We start from the raw sequence: 17,995 nt of genomic DNA on the forward strand, positions 1-17,995 counted from the left end.
TTCAAGACACGCTTGTTTCCTTGATCCGAAAGTCCGATGGGGTCATCCCCGTATACTTCTGAAAAACCTTGGTGAAGTAACGACGTTCCTGGTAGCCAATCGAGCTGCCGATTTGGGCAATGGAACGCTCACTGCTGCGCAGCAAGCACTTGGCTATCTCCATACGCTGTTTCGTCAAAAACTCGACAAAGGTTTCGCCAAAATGATTTTTGAACAGCAAGCAAAAGTAGCTGCTGCTAATTCCTAAATAATCGGCAATATCCTCAATTCCGAAGTCATCGCCCAAGTGATTTTGAATATAGTTCTGCGCTGACATCATCAACAATTCGGAGGATTTCTTGGCTGAGAGAGAGCTTCGGGACTGATCAATAAGCGACACAATCAGGGATAGCAGCTCCTGAATATCCAGCGGATGCTGCAGCCTTTGCCATAAGGCCGCCTCCTGTTCTCCTGACAGCATATGCAGTTCGCGCATCTCCCTCAGCAAATGAATCAGTAAGTAGTGCAGCAGCTTCTCCGCCGTCCCTGCCCCCTGTTCTTCCAAGCAACCGACATAAGTTCGCAGCTCTGAGGCAATATGCTCAAGCGCTTCATGGTTGCCGTTACGCAGTACGGTCCCAAGCTGCTCAATCCATCCCCAGCGGACCTCCGTTCGGCTTGATTCTGACGGTTGTTCGTCTATCCCATGGGCTTTAATTTCCACTAGCCAATCCTGGTCTTTGTTCAGAATTAAATTCTTTCTTAATTGATGATAGACCATGGATAATTCCTGTAAAGGATGGGGGCGGGACTCCAGACAGATGCGAACCGGAAAATCTTCCTTGTCTCGAACCACGCGTTGTATCCGCTCATAGCCGGGGTATAGAATTTCCTTAGTCAAAGGCTCGTCTCCAGGCTGCATGGCAAATACGAGACACCATTCGCCCTCCCGAATTTGCAGAACTGTCATACCTGGCAGCATTTCCCCAAACCGCTCTCTGAGCGCATGCCTGATGTGCAGATTCCACGCCTTCCGCTCATGAAGCGTCCAAGTGATGGAACGATGGGAGTACCCCTCCAGATCAATGAGCAGCATGGCGTAAGAAGGTTGCAGCATCACTCCATCCTCTTCCTCCCAAAGCAGGTCCTCCCGATCCGTCTCCTGACCCAGTAAAGAATGCAGCAGAAAATTCTCGTTTGCCAAATCGACAACTTGATTCAACCGCCGCTCCTTATTGAGCGTTTTGCGTTTTTCCCGGATTTGCCTGGCAATGCCGCGCACGGTGTCCTCAAGCTCCACATAATTGATGGGCTTGCATATGTAGTCCTTGACGCCATACCGTATCGCCGTACGCGCATATTCGAATTCCTGATAGCCGGTCAGCAGCAGGAACTCGCAGGTGATCTTCCGCTCTCTGACCTGCTGCAACAGCATGATTCCATCCATAATCGGCATACGAATATCGCTTAAGATCAAATCGGGATGATGCTCGGAAGCCGTTTCCAATGCATCCCTCCCATTTTTCGCCAAACCAACGATTTCAAATCCCATGTCTTCCCAAGGCAGCACCTTTGAAAGGTTGCTCAGAATATGAATCTCATCGTCAACCAACAGCGCCTTCAATCTCATCGGTATCACCCGCCCCATATCTAGGTATTACACACTGTATTATCGTTCCCTGTCCAGGCTGCGAACAGATAAACAAGCCGTATTTCGCCCCATATTGAAATCTCAGTCGATCGTAGACACTGCGAAGTCCAAGCCCTCGCCGCTCGTGACTCGGATAGGGGGCAAGCGTCTGATCTGCCGACTCGTCTATCTCCGCATACTGAATGCTGGCCAACTGCTCACTGGTCATCCCGATTCCATTATCTTCGACCCGCAGTAAAATTCGCTTCGGCTCCAGCGTTCCAGTCACGATGATTTGCCCTTTATAATCAATCCCCTCAAAGCCATGTTGAATCGAGTTCTCTACCAACGGCTGAAGGGTCAGCTTAAGCAGCAGGCAATCCATCATTTCGGCCGGCACATTCAGCTTGTAATCAAACAAATCATCGAAACGGAATTTTTGAATTTCCAGATAGTTGCGTAAATGCTCCACTTCCAGCCGCAGTGCGATCTCTTCCTTATCCTGAATGCTGATACGCAAAATGCTAGCCAGACGCAACACCATCTCACTTACCTTGCGTCCTTCATTCTGCACGGCCAGCACATTGATGGATTCCAAGGTATTGAATAGAAAATGCGGCTTGATCTGCGCTTGCAGCACCCGTAGCTCCGCATTCGCCTTTTGCAATTGCTCACGCTTGACCTGCTCGAACAGTTTATTAATTTTGTCCATCTGATTATTGAAGCCCTTTTGCAGCAGCAACAGCTCGTCATCGCCCTTTTCATCCACTCGTGCGCCCAGATCACCGCTTTCTACCTTACGCATGAAGCGAACAATTACACCGATTGTCCCGGTAATTCGATTCATGAAAATAAAGTTGAACAACATCGCCGTCAACACACAAATACAGATGATCGCTACGAACCATTTGGCAAAGGTCATCACCTCCTGAGATAAATAGCTCCAGGAAGTAATGGACACCAGGCTCCACGAGAAGTCCTGCAATTTGTAAATGGAGACTACGCTCTCCTGACCGTTAAACTTGCTCTTAAAGCTTCGATAAGCTTGACCGGACTGCCACTCTCTAGACATATAAGCGCTTAGTTGCTGCCCGTCCAGTTCATCCTGATAGTCGTATAGAATCAGTCCATCATTGTTGACCAGCATAAAACGGGTATCCCGCATATTGCTGCCCAGCTTCAAATTCGTAAAAATCTTCTCAAGCTCCCAATTCTTGATTTGCACCACTAGTACGCCAACTCGTTCCAGGTTGCTGAGCTCCTTGATCAGACGAATTTGTGTAAATACCTTGTCAGACCCGGTAAATTCGGGATATTCGTGCGGAGCAATCCACTTCGGCTGACCATTTAAAGACATAACCTCATGGTACAAAGGATGCTCGCGAAATTGCTCAAAGGGAAGTGTCGCAAAATTTTCTTTATTAAAAATGGCTGTTACATTCGACTTCCTTCCCCCGTGGATATTGTACAAGAAAGCGTAGTCAATAGCAGGGTGGCTATAGAGCAGAGAGCGGAAGTTTTTTTGATTGGCATTTAGCTCTAACTGAGTTGTTGCCGTCAAGTCCTGAGTATCAGGGTCCTTGGCGGATAGTGCAGCCTGAAACACTCCCTTGGCAATCCCGTTATCCGTCACATTATCCATCTCTTGAAATACATTCTTGATGCTATAGCCAATCGACTTAAGTGAATATTCCGTCTGCTGGCTATATTTCGTTTCGATCGAACGGAATGTAACAAAGAAGGTAATAATACCCAGGATGAACAAAGGAATGATAACCAGGCCCAGAAAAGCGGTAAATAATTTAATCCGCAGGTTCAATGGCAGCAGCTCCCCATAGATTGTAACTCTATTTTATCACGATGCCGCTACCCTTTTACGCTGCCCGCCGTTACACCTTCAATAATTTTTTCCTGCAATATCGCGTAAATCACCATCACGGGCACCACGCTAAAGACAATTCCCGCCGACATTTGCGCATAGTTGGTATTGTAAGCGTCGCGGAAGCCGACCATCCCCACCGGGAGCGTACGCAACGCATCATCGGACAGAAAATAGTTGGCGAGCAGGAATTCATTCCAGTTGCCGAGGAAATTGATGATAAACACCGTGACAATAGCTGGAACCGTGAGCGGAATGATGATGCGGACAAACACCCCTGCCGAACCAAGTCCATCCATGACAGCCGCCTCCTCAATCTCGCCCGGAATTGAACGCATGAAGGCCGCCAGAATAATGACGGAGAAGGGAATGGCGTTCGCCACATAAGGCAATATCAGCGCCATATGCGTATCCAGCACACCCAGCTTGCTCATAATGCCGTAAATTGGCAAGAGCAAGGAATTGTTCGGAATCAGCATCCCCAGCAATACGAGTTGGAAGACGATGGCACTGATCCGGTTATAGCGCATTCTTGTGACCGCAAAGGCCAGCATCGCCGCCAACAGAATCGAGAGACATGCAGACAATACCCCAATATACAAACTGTTAAAAAAGTAAGTGCTGATCCGCGCATTCACCCACGCATTAACGTAATTGTCAAAAGTAATGGATGATGGCAAGCCAAAGGGGTTAGAGGCAATTGCCTGGTTATTTGTCTTGACGGATGAGAACAACACAAACAGAAAGGGATAGAGGATAACGAGCAGATATGCCATCAGAAATATATGCGGAATGGTCTTTTTCAGCACTCTCATCAGTATTCAATCCTTTCTGTACGTCGTGCTACAACTATCTGATACACTACGGTAATGATGATGGTGAACAAGAAGATTAGCACGGCAATCGCATTGCCAAAGCCATGTCGGAAGCTGGTGATCGCATACCGGATCATATAGGTCGCCATGACATCTGTGGAGCCAGCCGGTCCCCCCTTGGTCATAACCAACACAATATCCGCTGCTTTCATCGCTCCGGCCATCGACAGCATAATGACCACCGAGATAATCGGCATGATCAGCGGAAGCGTTATTTTCCAAGCTCGCTGGATACCGTTGGCACCATCAATAGCTGCCGCTTCATCCAATTCCCGTGGAATCGATAAGATCGCAGCCAGTACCATCACGATATAGAAGCCGGTCCATTGCCAGGCATTGGTGATCAGAATGGCGATCATAGCCCAGTTCTTGTCGGAAAGCCAATAGATGGGATCAATACCAAAAATACCGAGCACTTCATTCATCAAGCCGAAGTCAGGATTGTAAATAAAGCCCCACAAAATACCGATAACCGCTGTAGACATAATGGATGGCATAAAAACAGCCGTCTTGTATAGACCTTTGAATTTCTTGACATTAGCAATCAATAAGGAGAAGAAGATAATCAAGGGTACCTGAATCAAGCATGAAAATAAAATGAAATAGACATTGTTGCGCACCGATTTCCAGAAGGCCATATCCTGAAAAGCCATCACATAATTATCCATGCCGATGTAGGTTACGTTCTTGGAAATCCCGTTCCAACTAGTGAAGCCGTTGTTAATTGCTGTAAATATCGGATAAATAAAAAATGCCAAAAACAATATAAATGCCGGAAGAACAAACAAGCTGTAAATCAGCGGGTTCCTGAGCGCCTTGTTCATGCCATAACCTCCGTGGTTGGAAGTAAGAGCGTCCCCGCTTATGGCAGGTGACGCCCTCGCTTCAACTCATCAATGTAATTGCTTTATTCCCCTGTCGCATTGGCAGCTTCTTGAGCTGCTTGCACATTCTCCAGCATCTTGGCCGGTTCGATTTCACCGCCAATGATTTGTTGAATCCCCATGCTAAGCGCTGTATTTACTTCCGCCTGCACCAAAGCATCAAATGCCGGGAAGGAGGTGCTAATTTCACTGACACCCTTGAAGATATCTTGCATGAGCGGATCATCCGATGCCGTCTTCATTTGCTCCAGATCCATCTTCATCGCTGGCAATACGCCATCTTCCTTCAATCCACGCAATTGCATTTCCTCGGTCCACATATTTTTGATGAACTGCTTAACAGCTTCCAGCTTACGAGGATCTTCCGATACGGCATTCGAGAAGCCATATCCGTTGTTAGCGTCCTGCATAACCACAACGGGGTCGCCTGCGTTAACCGGAGGCATACTAAAATAACCAATCTTGCCTACCATATCACCAGCTTGCTCCGGATCACGGAATACCGAGTTAGCCCAGGAGCCATCCATCATCATCATGGCTTCTCCAGTAATAATCTGATTTCTCATATCCGCATATTCAAAGCCCAGTTCACCTTTCTTATAGTAGCCCTTCTCCACCCATTCCTTATGTTTGGCAATCGCCTGAATCATACTGTCGTCCGTCCACTTCGTTTTCCCTGTCTTGAAGCCGTAAGTAATTTCCGGCCCGGCATAATACGACCACAGGTTGTTGGTGGTCATTAACGGAATCCATGCATCCTTGGACGATTGCGCAAAAGGAATCTTACCGTCAGCTTTGATCTTCTCGGCGATTTGTTCCAGCTCGCTTAACGTCTTTGGAACAGTCAAGCCTTTTTGCTCAAAGTATTCTTTATTATAGAAATAGCCTTCAATCGATCCCCCGATCGGCAAGCCATAAACCTTGCCTTCATGAGTAAAGGGATCCAGTGTCGTAAATTTATCTTTGATACCTAATTCCTCAATAATTGGTGTGAGGTCCAGCATCAGGCCTTCCTTGGCATAGAGAGCAGCATCCGGGCTACCGAATACATCGAACACTTCCGGTGGTTTGCCAGCAGCCATTTCACCACGCAGCTTCTCCTTGCGGTTAACTTCGGAATCCACCGCATCCAGCTTGATCGTCAAGCCAGGTACAGCCGCTTCCGTCTGCTTCACAACATCTTCAAGCAGCGCCAAGCGGAATTTCTTGGATTCCCCCACTTGAGTGTGCCGAATCGTAATCTCGAACGGATCATCCTTCGCTGTGCTCTCACCTGCCCCGCTGTTCGTCGTCCCCTGGCCTTCATTGGCAGGAGTATTATTTGTTTTGTTTCCGGAGTTTCCACAACCCGCCAATATCGCGGATGCGATGAAAACAAGAGACAGCAGCAATACTAAACTCTTCTTCATGTTTCTAGACCCTCCTCAAAAGAACAAAATATTGGAATACCCTCATTATAGGAAGCACAAGCGCCTTTGGTAAGGAGGACATTTTTCTATTAAGGGGATAATATCATCTAAAATACAAAATGAAAACGGTTAAACCTGACATATAAATGAAAGGTCTAACCGTTTCGGCTAAAAATATGAGGTTTTATGTTAGAATACATTACATTCTTATTTATTGATAACGGCTTGTTTTTCTCCCTCATGGATCAGTCGGTATGCCCGCTCCACCTCTTCATCCGTAGGAGAAGGTACCCCTTCCAGCGGATAATCCCAGCCTAATTCCTGCCACTTATAAACACCCATTTGATGGTAAGGCAGTATTTCAAATTTGTCCACGCCACGAAGACTGCCTACAAAACGTCCAAGCTCCAGCAAATCCTGCTCATCATCATGAATGCCTGGCACGTATACATGGCGAATCCACATAGGATGATCGTGATCAGACAGCCAGCGAGCCATCTTCAACATCCGATCATTGGGTTTACCCGTCAGCTTGATATGCTTCTCGTTATCAATATGCTTCAAATCCAGCAATACCAGATCAGTCACATCAAGCAAATCCTTAATCTTGTCCCCATCATTGTAGCCGTTGGTATCCAATGTAGTATGCAGATTCCAGCGTTTCTTCACTTCCCGGAACAACTCCGTTACGAAGGGAGCCTGCAATGTCGCCTCGCCCCCGGAAACCGTGATCCCTCCACCGGAAGTACGATAATAATTCAAATAAGGTTCGATCTCCGCTAATACTTCCTCCACCGTCATCTCGGAGCCTTCAGTCAAACTCCATGTGTCCGGATTATGGCAATATTGGCATTGAAGCAAACACCCCTGCATAAAGAGCACGAAACGAATCCCTGGCCCATCTACCGTTCCGAATGTCTCCAATGAATGTATTCGACCTTTGAGCATTCTCCGTCACCCTCTCCATAATCATTCAAATGATAAGCAAATGAGGAGAAAGGCACGCCTGCCACTCTCCTCATCCCTTTATTTGAACTATTTAACTGCCTGTCAACGGACAGGTTACTTACATTTTACCGTGGAATGTGCGGTTTACAACATCCAGTTGTTGTTCGCGAGTCAGCTTGATGAAATTAACTGCATAACCCGAGACACGAATTGTCAATTGCGGGTAGTTCTCAGGATGATCCATCGCGTCGAGCAGTTGCTCCCGGTTAAATACGTTAACGTTCAGATGATGCGCATGGCTACCGAAATATCCGTTCATCATCGATACAAGGTTTGATTTACGGGAATCTTCATCTTTACCCAGTGCTTTCGGTACAATGGAGAAGGTATTGGAAATACCATCCAGACTGTGCTCGTAAGGCAGTTTTGCAACAGAGCTCAGGGAAGCCAGTGCACCCTTCTTATCGCGGCCATGCATTGGGTTCGCACCTGGAGCAAATGGTTCGCCCGCTTTACGTCCATCTGGCGTAGTTCCTGTCTTCTTACCATATACAACGTTAGATGTAATTGTCAAGATCGATTGTGTTGGCAGAGCATCACGGTATGTTGGATGTTTACGAATCATACTCATGAATTTTTCAACCAGATCAGCGGCAATTTTATCAACACGGTCGTCATTATTACCGTAGCAAGGATATTCACCCTCAATTTCAAAGTCAACCGCGATTCCGTTTTCGTTGCGAATCGGTTTAACTTTGGCATATTTGATCGCGCTCAGGGAGTCGGCTACCACTGACAAGCCAGCGATACCGCAAGCCATGGTACGCAGAATGTCGCGGTCATGCAGCGCCATTTCGATACGTTCGTAGTTGTATTTGTCATGCATGTAGTGAATTACATTCAGCGTGTTAACATACAGCTTAGACAACCATTCCATCATGGGAACAAAGCGTTTCATGACTTCATCGTAGTCGAGGTATTCAGAAGTCACGGCTGGATATTCTGGAGCTACTTGCGTGCCGTATCTTTCGTCCTTACCACCGTTAATCGCGTACAGCAAACATTTTGCCAGGTTCGCACGAGCACCAAAGAATTGCATTTGTTTGCCGATTTTCATTGCAGATACGCAGCAGGCAATACCATAGTCATCGCCATAGATTGGGCGCATCAGATCATCGTTTTCGTATTGAATTGAGCTGGTTTCGATCGATACTTTAGCGCAATATTTCTTGAAGGCTTCTGGCAATTGTTCGGACCAGAGAACCGTAAGGTTTGGTTCTGGAGCAGCTCCCAAGTTGTCGAGCGTATGCAGGAAGCGGAAGCTGTTCTTTGTTACGCGGGTTACGCCTTGAACGGACATCCCGCCGATAGATTCAGTTACCCAGGTAGGGTCACCACTGTAAAGCTCATTGTATTCTGGAGTTCTCAAGAATTTGACGATACGCAATTTCATGACGAAGTGGTCAACCAGTTCTTGAGCGGACTCTTCAGTCAACACGCCTTCAGCCAGATCACGTTCAATGTAAGCGTCAAGGAACGAAGATACACGTCCAAGGGACATTGCAGCGCCATCTTGTTCCTTCACAGCAGCCAGATAGCCAAAGTACAGCCATTGGAAAGCTTCTTTCGCATTGTTAGCTGGTCTGGAGATATCGAATCCGTACATTTCACCCAATTGCTTCAACTCGCCCAAAGCGCGAATTTGCTCGGACAGCTCTTCACGTTGGCGAATTACCGCTTCGTTCATCACGTCAACTTCAAGCTCTTTAAGTTCTTGTTTCTTTTGTTCAATCAGGAAGTCCACGCCGTAAAGAGATACACGACGATAGTCACCAATGATACGGCCACGGCCGTAAGCATCTGGCAAGCCTGTGATAATCCCTGTATGACGGGCATTTCTCATATCTGCAGTATAAGCGTCGAATACGCCTTGGTTATGTGTTTTGCGAACATTGGTGTAAAGGTCTACAATCTCTTCTGGAAGCTCGAAGCCATAGGCTTTACAAGCGGTAATAACCATCCGGATCCCGCCGTTAGGACGAATTGTCCGTTGGAAAGGAGCAGAACCTTGTACGCCAACGATTTGTTCTTTTTCTTTATCCAGATATCCAGCAGCATGAGAAGTAATGGTGGAAGGTGTATTCACATCAACATCCAGCACACCGCCAGCTTCTCTTTCTTTCTTCGACAAGCTCGATACGATTTCCCACAGTGCTTTCGTGTTGGCAGTTGCACCTTTCAAGAAAGCTTCGTCACCATGGTAAGGCGTGATGTTCGTGTCAATAAAATCTTTAGTATTTACTTCATTCATCCACTTGCCGGGTTTAAACCCTCTCCATGCAGCTTGCACATCTTTAACTTCTTTTTCGATCACCGACATCTTTATTCCCTCCATATTATATAGTGGTCGCGGACTGAAGGATTTATTCCGCGCCTCATGATCCCTTAAAATTTGTGATACTTTTCACAACTTTTACAAAAGTTGCGCCCGGATATCACTTCCGGGTCCAGTCCGTCATAAATCTATGAGGGATCATTTATACTGTAATCATAGCTTAACTACCCAAAAAAGATTGTGACAAACATCACATTAAGTGATATTTGTCACGTTTCCAAACAGGTTTGTTCACTTATTTTTCAAATCTTCCGTAGAAGGCATCGCGGTAGACTTCAGCCAGTTCGGTTACGAGTGGCAGCTTAGGATTGGCCGTTGTACATTGGTCTTCAAATGCACGGTCTGCCAGGTAGTCAACACGCGATTCGAAATCCTTTGGATCAAATCCAAGCTCTTGGAAAGTTTCCGGAATGCCCAGCTTCTTATTCATATCGCGAATAGCTTTGATCAGGCTCTTGACGCCTTCTTCAGTAGTCCGGGCAGGCAGACCCAGAATACGAGCAATCTCTGCATAACGCTCATCAGCAATAAAGTTGGTGTACTTAGGCCAAGCGGCAAATTTCGTTGGCTTCATAGCATTGTAGCGAATGACATGCGGCAGCAGAATCGCATTGGTGCGTCCATGAGCCGTATGATATTGGCCGCCCCATTTGTGCGCCAAGCTGTGGTTAATGCCCAGGAATGCATTCGAGAAAGCCATCCCGGCAATAGTTGAAGCATTATGCATTTTTTCGCGAGCCAGCTTATCTCCAGTCAATGCTGATTGTTCCAGATATTCGAACACCAATTGAATCGCTTTGATGGCTAACCCGTCTGTATAGTCATTGGCCATTACGGACACATAAGCTTCAATAGCATGAGTCAATACATCCATACCGGTGTCAGCCACGGCTGTCTTCGGCAAGCTGTAGACAAATACAGGGTCGATGATAGCCACGTCTGGCGTCAGCTCGTAGTCAGCCAAAGGATATTTGGTGTTACCATTGATTTTATCAGTGATTACGGCAAACGAAGTTACTTCGGAGCCTGTACCGGACGTTGTCGGAATCGCTACGAATTTAGCTTTGCGTCCCAGTTTTGGATACTTGTAAAGACGTTTGCGGATATCCATAAATTTTTGTTTCAGGTTAAAGAAGTCTTCATCCGGATATTCGTAGAACAACCACATTCCCTTGGCAGCATCCATCGGCGAACCGCCGCCGAGTGCGATAATGCAGTCCGGCTGGAACCTTGCCATCATCTCAGTACCACGTTCTACCGTTGTTGTCGATGGATCAGGCTCGACCTCGGAGAATACTTCGATAGCGACTGGTGTTTGACGTTGACGCAGGTAATGCTCCAATCTTTCTACATATCCCAGCTTAACCATCATTGGGTCAGTAACAATCAATACACGCGAGATATCCGGCATTTTGGCAAGATACTGAGTCGAGTTCTTTTCAAAGTAAATTTTGCTTGGCACTTTAAACCATTGCATATTCACGGTACGACGATTCACCCTTTTCACATTGATCAGATTGACGGCTGTTACGTTTGACGATGTGGAGTTGCGTCCATAAGATCCGCAGCCCAGTGTCAACGACGGCAGGTTGGAGTTGTAGATGTCGCCGATACCGCCTTGCGAAGAAGGCTGATTGACCAGGACCCGGCATGTTGGCATCCGATCAGAGAAGCTTTGAATGATGTCCTCGTTATTCGAATGAATGACCGAAGAGTGACCCATGCCTCCGAAATGAACAATCTCAAGCGCACGCTCGATGCCTTGCTCGGCATTTTTCACTTTGTAGCAAGCCAGAACCGGGCTCAGCTTTTCGGCAGACAGCGGGAATTTCGTTCCAACACCTTCGATTTCAGCTACCAGAATTTTAGTGCCTGCCGGTACATCAATGCCGCACATTTCGGCAATTTTGCTGGCTGGTTGCCCAACGATCGCCGGATTTACAGCACATTTCTCAGCAATGATAGCGCCTGCGGTTAATTTAGCTGCTTCATCCTTATTAACGAAGTAACAGCCATTAGCGATCATTTTCTTCTTGACTTGATCGAAGACAGGCTCTTCGATAATTACCGCTTGTTCAGAAGCACAGATCATGCCGTTATCAAATGTTTTGGAAAGGATCAGGTCGTTAACCGCTTGGTTAATATCGGCACTTTTCTCAATGAAGCAAGGCACGTTACCAGGACCTACGCCAAGCGCCGGTTTGCCGCAGCTATATGCCGCCTTCACCATCGCCGAACCCCCGGTTGCCAAAATGCAAGCCACATCAGGATGATTCATCAACGCATTGGTACGGTCCATCGACGGATTCTCAATCCATTGGATGCAATCTGCAGGAGCGCCATGCTTCACCGCAGCTTCCAGCAATATTTTAGCGGCTTCCGCGCTACAAGCTTGTGCGGATGGATGGAAGCCGAAGATGATCGGATTACGAGTCTTGATTGCAATTAAGGCTTTGAAGATGGTCGTCGAGGTCGGGTTGGTTACCGGAGTAATCCCCATGATGATTCCGACGGGCTCGGCAATCTTCTGGAAGCTGTCGAAATCGTTGTCTTCGATAACGCCTACCGTTTTGTCATATTTGATGCTGTGGTAGATGTACTCGGTAGCAAACATGTTCTTGATGATCTTGTCTTCGTAAACACCACGTCCGGTTTCTTCAATCGCCAGCTTTGCCAGGTGCATATGCTTGTCGAGTCCAGCCAGCGCCATAGCTTGTACGATGCTGTCAATTTGCTCTTGGTTCATGCTCATGAAAGCCTCGGATGCTTTTTTACCCTTGTTGATCAAAGTTTGAATGTAGTCCTCTGCAGTGGGTTGAGTTTTTGCTGCCACTTCGTTTTTAACGGCCATCTCTCTCATCCTCCTAAAAGTAGTAAGGAAGTGCCTGCTGTGGGTGAAAGTTTCTAATATAGTGAAAATTTTCACTTACAGGTCCAACCTTCGGAAGCTGATGTGCTTCTCTTTATGGTTTGATCATATCACAGCGTTTTTCGTTTGTATAGTGAATTATTTCACATACTTTAAAAAGATTGAAACTTTTCACTTGTTCTGATTTTATTTTCATATATACTTTACATTAGTGTTGTTTTTTCAGGTCATTCAAGCAGCCTTTTTCTGCCTTTATTTTTGCCGTTGGGATTGCGTATGCTTTTTTTTATAAAGTGAATTTTCTCACAATGTTGAAATTTCGACACTTTTTCAGCCTTTACGAGTCCCAAAAATCAAAAGAAACGTTATATAATTAATTTAAAATTTTCAGAAAAATTTGGAGTACAAAGGGGAAATCAATGATGAGTGAAATTGTAAGTGCCACCCTGCCCCGCGGCAATACGAGCTGTTTCACAGAGCAAAACTTCAACCGCCTTCTTGTCACAATGAAAGACAAAGCATATCCCGAGGGAACGCATTTGTTCTGGGAAGGTGATTTTTCCGATAAACTGTTTTACATCAAGCGTGGCCGTGTGAAATTGACCAAATCCACCGATGAAGGCAAGGAATTGATTCTTTATATGTACGGTCGCGGCGATATGGTTGGGCAAGCCGACCCTTTCTTCAGTACGAAGCACAGCTTCACCGCCGAGATTATTGAAGATTGTGAAGTTGGCGTGATCGAGCAGAAGGATCTGGAGATTATGATTTGCCAGCATTGCGATTTTGCCATCGACTTTATGAAATGGATGGGTATTCATCATCGGTTGACGCAAACCAAGTTCCGTGACTTGATGATGTACGGCAAGCCGGGTGCGCTCTGCTCCACACTGATTCGCCTCAGCAATACGTATGGCGAGCCGCATGGAGACAACATTTTGATCAACAAGAAGATAACGCATACAGATTTGTCTAATATGATTGGCGCTACGCGAGAAAGTGTTAACCGTATGCTAAGTGATCTTCGCAAGAAAGATGCATTGGAATACGAGAACGGCATGATTGTAATCAAAGACCTCGTTATGCTGCAGGATATTTGCCACTGCGAATTGTGCCCTAATGAAATTTGCCGCATTTAATCCATCGGCTTTGCTATAGCTCTCAGCCTGTTACAACCGTCCCCCCGGTTTGTTGGTGACGGTTTTTTTGCTGTGCAGTGGTTCTTAGCTGCAAGCTGCGATTAATAATCAAGGCTCCGCTGCTAAATGCAGAGGAGCCAGATTCCGTTCTATTATAACTTGGCCTTATAGCTCATTGAACATAGGTTGATACGCTCTATGGTCGTTTACGCAGCGGAGAGACAAACCAGTAGGCCATGCCTACGAATACAGCGCCGCCGACCATATTCCCCAGCGTAACCGGCACCATATTATGCGCCCATCCCGCAAGCGTAATTGTCTCTGGATGATTGGGCAACAAGAGTGACAGGCTTAATAATGTCATGTTGGCTACACTATGCTCGTAACCACTCGCGATAAACGCATAGAGGCACCACCACAGCAGCACCAGCTTCGCGATATCTTCCTTTGTCCGATTAGCCATCCATAAAGAAAGACATACCAGCCAGTTACACAGAATACCCCGGAAAAACAACTCCGTCACAGGCGCGCTCATCTTTTTAGCAGAAGCGGCAAATATTAAGTGCTCCGGTGTGGCGCTCTTGAATAGTCCGCTACCGACAATTAACAGGCAGAGCAATACTGCCCCGGCCAGATTGCCCAAAAATACGAGACTCCAGTTCTTGGCCGTGTCGCGCACCGTCGTACGTCTTGCCAAGGTGCTTATGGTAAAAAACATATTATTGCCCGTAAACAACTCAGAGCCAGCAAAGACAACCAGGGTCAATGCCAAGCCAAAGGACATCCCCATCAGCATCATTTGATAGGGGGACTTCTCAGCCGCAAGTGGAGCCCCGATGCTAAAGATTAAAATAATGGCTAAGCCCACATAAGCACCGGCCATCATTGCCGATACAAAATACCTGAGCAAGCTTTCATTCATTTTATCCTTCTTTTTGACGGCTGATTCCACTAGCGCTTCTATATTAGAAGAAAACAATGGCTTCCCCTCCCTGTAAATATACATAAGCGCGGTGTTCCGATTCTTCCCACCGCGCCCAGATGATCGCTTTTAAACCTGTTCCTGCAGCGCTGCTACCCAGACCTGATCGTTCTCCACCTTGACTGGTACTATATGAAGCTGCCCGCTATCCGGAGCTTGAACCTGGCCGCTTGTCAAATCAATCTTCCAATCATACAGCGGATCGTATAAATAATGACCTGACACGATTCCTTCAGCAATAGGCCCTCCCTTAGGATGCGGGCTTTGATTCAACGCGGCGAAGATTTGATCATTCGAGGTGCGGAAGACTGCAATCTGCTGTCCTTCTACTTCAATTACTCGCCCGATTTGTGGCAGGAATTCCTCTACCGGACCTGCCAGATAAAATTGTTCTTTCATCTCCCGACTCTTCATCGTCATGCTCTCCCTTCGTATCATTAGTTCAACTGGTTGCTGACTTCCAGGCTGTGGAACAATTTGTCCCGGCTTCCTTCATCCTTTAACATCTTCTTCCATGGGTCAGTCACCTGCTCCAATGCAAATTCGATCCGTCCCATAAGCTGCTTCCGATTCTCGATATCCTCAACTATTACGGCATGGATATGCTCCAACCCCATGCGCTCTACCCATTCCGACGTTCTTTCCAGATAATTGCCGGTTTCGCGGTAATATTGCATGATGGCTCCGCATAATTCAATCAGCTCTTCGTCCGTCTTGACCTTGCAAAGCGAATCGGCCAGTCGCGCCTTGATGCCACCGTTGCCGCCGATAAAGACCTCCCAGCCCCCATCGTTACCCACAATGCCAATGTCCTTGGTACATGACTCGGCACAATTGCGTGGGCAGCCGTTAACAGCCATTTTAAACTTCGCAGGAAAATCAAGCCGCTCAAATTTACGCTCAAGCAAGGCTCCCATCCCCATTGAATCCTGGGTACCGAATCGGCAGAACTGGGAGCCAACGCAGGTTTTCACCGTCCGCAGCGACTTGGCATAGGCGTAGCCTGAAGGCATGTTGAGCTCCTCCCATACTTTAGGCACGTCTTCCTTCTTCACTCCGATCAAATCAAGGCGCTGGCCGCCCGTAACCTTTACTACCTTCACGTCATATTTGAGGGAAACATCAGCAATTTTTTTCAAGTCCTCCGGTGTCGTAACCCCCCCATACATCCGCGGCACAACCGTATACGTACCGTCCTTCTGAATATTGGCACTCATTCGTTCATTGACAAAACGTGATTCCTTCTCGTCCTCATGCGTATCCGGATATACCATGCCCAGATAATAGTTGATGGCCGGCCGGCACTTGGAGCAACCCTCCGGTTGATCCCAGCCCAGTACATTCATGACCTCTTTGGTCGTTTGCAGACCCTTCTCCTTGATTTCCGCAACAATCTCATCCCGGCTCAGTGTTGTGCAACCACAGATGCCCTGCTTGGCCGTTTGCGTGAAGCCATCGCCCAATACATATTGCAATATTTGCTCAACGACCGGTTTACAGCCGCCGCAGGAGCGGGTAGCCCCTGTGCAAGCCTTAATTTCATCCACCGTCGTCAAGCCTTGGGTCGTAATGACCTCGACAATAGTCCCCTTTGTTACTCCGTTGCAGCCGCACACAATTTCATCATCGGCCATCGCTTCCACAGAAGCGCCCTTCTTGCCGCCTTCACCACAGCAACCGGTTCCCATTAATGAGCCGTATAATTCCTCGGTCATCTCCGCCTGCTGCTTGATCAGCTTTTGAAGCTCGGCTGAATCGGAAATATCTCCAAAGAGCACCGCGCCCACCAGCTTGCCATCTTTCAGCAATATTTTCTTATAGGTACGCTTCCACTCGTCCTTGCTTACAATTACCGTATGCTCTGGTCCATCCAGAAACTCTCCGGTAGAGAACACGTCAACTCCGGAAATTTTCAACTTGGTCGATACGACTGAACCAACATACGGAGCAGTCTCGACCCCACTGATATGCTTGGCCATCACCATGCCCTGCTCGAACAACGGAGCAACCAGTCCATAGCAAATTCCCCGATGCTCCGTGCATTCTCCAACCGAATAGACGCCTTCCAGCGACGTTTGCATGAAATCATCGACTACGATTCCCCGATTGACCGCAAGTCCGCTTGCTTGGGCAACCGCTACATTAGGCTTGATGCCTACCGCCATCACGACGAACTCGGCTGCAAGCTCAGTTCCATCGGCGAACCGCAGACCAGTTACCCTCACATCCCCCAGCAGCTCCGAGGTTTGCGCACCCATCTTGAATTTAATTCCCTGACGTTCCAGTTCAGCCTTCAACATGCTTGAAGCTTGGGGATCAAGCTGACGTTCCATCAGGTCGTCCATCAAGTGGACCACCGTTACGTCCATGCCCAGCTGAACCAGCCCTTTGGCTGCCTCTAAACCAAGCAATCCGCCACCGATAACCGCAGCCTTCTTGTAGGTTTTTGCCGCATCCAGCATCTGCTCACAATCGGCGATATCACGGAATCCCACAACTCCTTCTTTATCGCTGCCGGGAATCGGTAATATAAATGAATTTGAGCCAGTAGCAATCAATACCTTATCATAAGGTACGCGTTGCCCATTCTCCGCCACAACCTCCTTGGCCTCTGCATCTATACGCTCCACAATTGTTCCGAGATGCAATGTAATGTCATTGTCCTTATACCAGTTCAAATCATTCAGTACAATATCATCCATTGTCTTACTGCCTTCAAGTACATACGAGAGCATAATCCGGTTGTAATTGGGATAAGGCTCACTACCAAAGACGGTAATATCGAACTTTGATGTCAATTTGAGTATTTGCTCCACCGCGCTCATTCCGGCCATTCCGTTACCAATCACTATCAATTTCTCTTTGTCTTTATTCATTGATTTGCCTCCTCCTGTTCAAACTGACTTCACATCATGCAGCTTAAAGCTTCAAAATGAATCCTATACTAAAAGTGTATAACTCCAGAAAGAAGTTATTGTGATTCCATTCACAACTTTTGTGAAACGA

At 47.1% G+C, this 17,995-nt stretch carries 12 protein-coding genes; 1 reads left to right on the top strand and 11 read right to left on the bottom strand.

Annotated elements, in window-relative coordinates:
• Position 1: 1 nt before the first annotated feature.
• The 8 genes from C557_RS0109065 to adhE form a co-directional block, all read right to left on the bottom strand.
• Entirely contained in the window at positions 2-1,609 is a 1,608-nt protein-coding gene (locus C557_RS0109065) for a response regulator (protein ID WP_018751541.1), read from the bottom strand.
• A complete protein-coding gene (locus tag C557_RS0109070) occupies positions 1,584-3,428 on the bottom strand; it encodes a cache domain-containing sensor histidine kinase (RefSeq protein ID WP_018751542.1) in 1,845 nt (614 codons plus the stop codon). Before C557_RS0109070 ends, C557_RS0109065 begins: the two co-directional genes overlap by 26 nt.
• 47 nt (positions 3,429-3,475) lie before the next feature.
• Positions 3,476-4,303, bottom strand: coding sequence for a carbohydrate ABC transporter permease (locus C557_RS0109075; RefSeq protein WP_018751543.1), 828 nt, complete (start codon positions 4,301-4,303; stop codon positions 3,476-3,478).
• Positions 4,303-5,187, bottom strand: coding sequence for a carbohydrate ABC transporter permease (locus C557_RS0109080; RefSeq protein WP_018751544.1), 885 nt, complete (start codon positions 5,185-5,187; stop codon positions 4,303-4,305). The genes C557_RS0109075 and C557_RS0109080 overlap by 1 nt, the downstream gene beginning before the upstream one ends.
• A gap of 83 nt (positions 5,188-5,270) precedes the next feature.
• The gene (locus tag C557_RS0109085) at positions 5,271-6,656 is read right to left on the bottom strand and encodes an extracellular solute-binding protein (RefSeq protein WP_018751545.1); all 1,386 of its coding nucleotides are present in this window, start codon (positions 6,654-6,656) and stop codon (positions 5,271-5,273) included.
• A gap of 207 nt (positions 6,657-6,863) precedes the next feature.
• On the bottom strand, positions 6,864-7,604 hold the full coding sequence (pflA, locus tag C557_RS0109090; protein ID WP_018751546.1) for a pyruvate formate-lyase-activating protein: 741 nt from the start codon (positions 7,602-7,604) through the stop codon (positions 6,864-6,866).
• A 118-nt stretch (positions 7,605-7,722) separates the two neighbouring features.
• Entirely contained in the window at positions 7,723-9,984 is a 2,262-nt protein-coding gene (gene pflB, locus C557_RS0109095; RefSeq protein WP_018751547.1) for a formate C-acetyltransferase, read from the bottom strand.
• Positions 9,985-10,234: 250 nt separating this feature from the next.
• Positions 10,235-12,850 carry a bifunctional acetaldehyde-CoA/alcohol dehydrogenase gene (gene adhE / locus C557_RS0109100; protein ID WP_018751548.1) on the bottom strand — a complete coding sequence of 872 codons (2,616 nt, stop codon included), beginning with the start codon at positions 12,848-12,850 and terminating at the stop codon, positions 10,235-10,237.
• Positions 12,851-13,290: 440 nt separating this feature from the next.
• Here adhE and C557_RS0109105 point away from each other — a divergent pair, with 440 nt between their 5' ends.
• Complete coding sequence (locus C557_RS0109105; RefSeq protein ID WP_018751549.1) at positions 13,291-14,007, top strand: Crp/Fnr family transcriptional regulator; 717 nt, start codon at positions 13,291-13,293, stop codon at positions 14,005-14,007.
• A 196-nt stretch (positions 14,008-14,203) separates the two neighbouring features.
• Here the strand turns inward: C557_RS0109105 and C557_RS0109110 are convergent, their stop codons facing one another.
• From C557_RS0109110 to nirB, 3 genes are all read right to left on the bottom strand, one after another.
• A complete protein-coding gene (locus C557_RS0109110; RefSeq protein ID WP_018751550.1) occupies positions 14,204-14,986 on the bottom strand; it encodes a formate/nitrite transporter family protein in 783 nt (260 codons plus the stop codon).
• A 72-nt stretch (positions 14,987-15,058) separates the two neighbouring features.
• Complete coding sequence (gene nirD / locus C557_RS0109115; RefSeq protein WP_018751551.1) at positions 15,059-15,403, bottom strand: nitrite reductase small subunit NirD; 345 nt, start codon at positions 15,401-15,403, stop codon at positions 15,059-15,061.
• A gap of 23 nt (positions 15,404-15,426) precedes the next feature.
• A complete protein-coding gene (nirB, locus tag C557_RS0109120) occupies positions 15,427-17,865 on the bottom strand; it encodes a nitrite reductase large subunit NirB (RefSeq protein ID WP_018751552.1) in 2,439 nt (812 codons plus the stop codon).
• Between the last annotated feature and the right edge of the window lie 130 nt (positions 17,866-17,995).

Source organism: Paenibacillus sanguinis 2301083 = DSM 16941 (genome assembly GCF_000374825.1).
GTDB lineage: Bacteria > Bacillota > Bacilli > Paenibacillales > Paenibacillaceae > Fontibacillus > Fontibacillus sanguinis.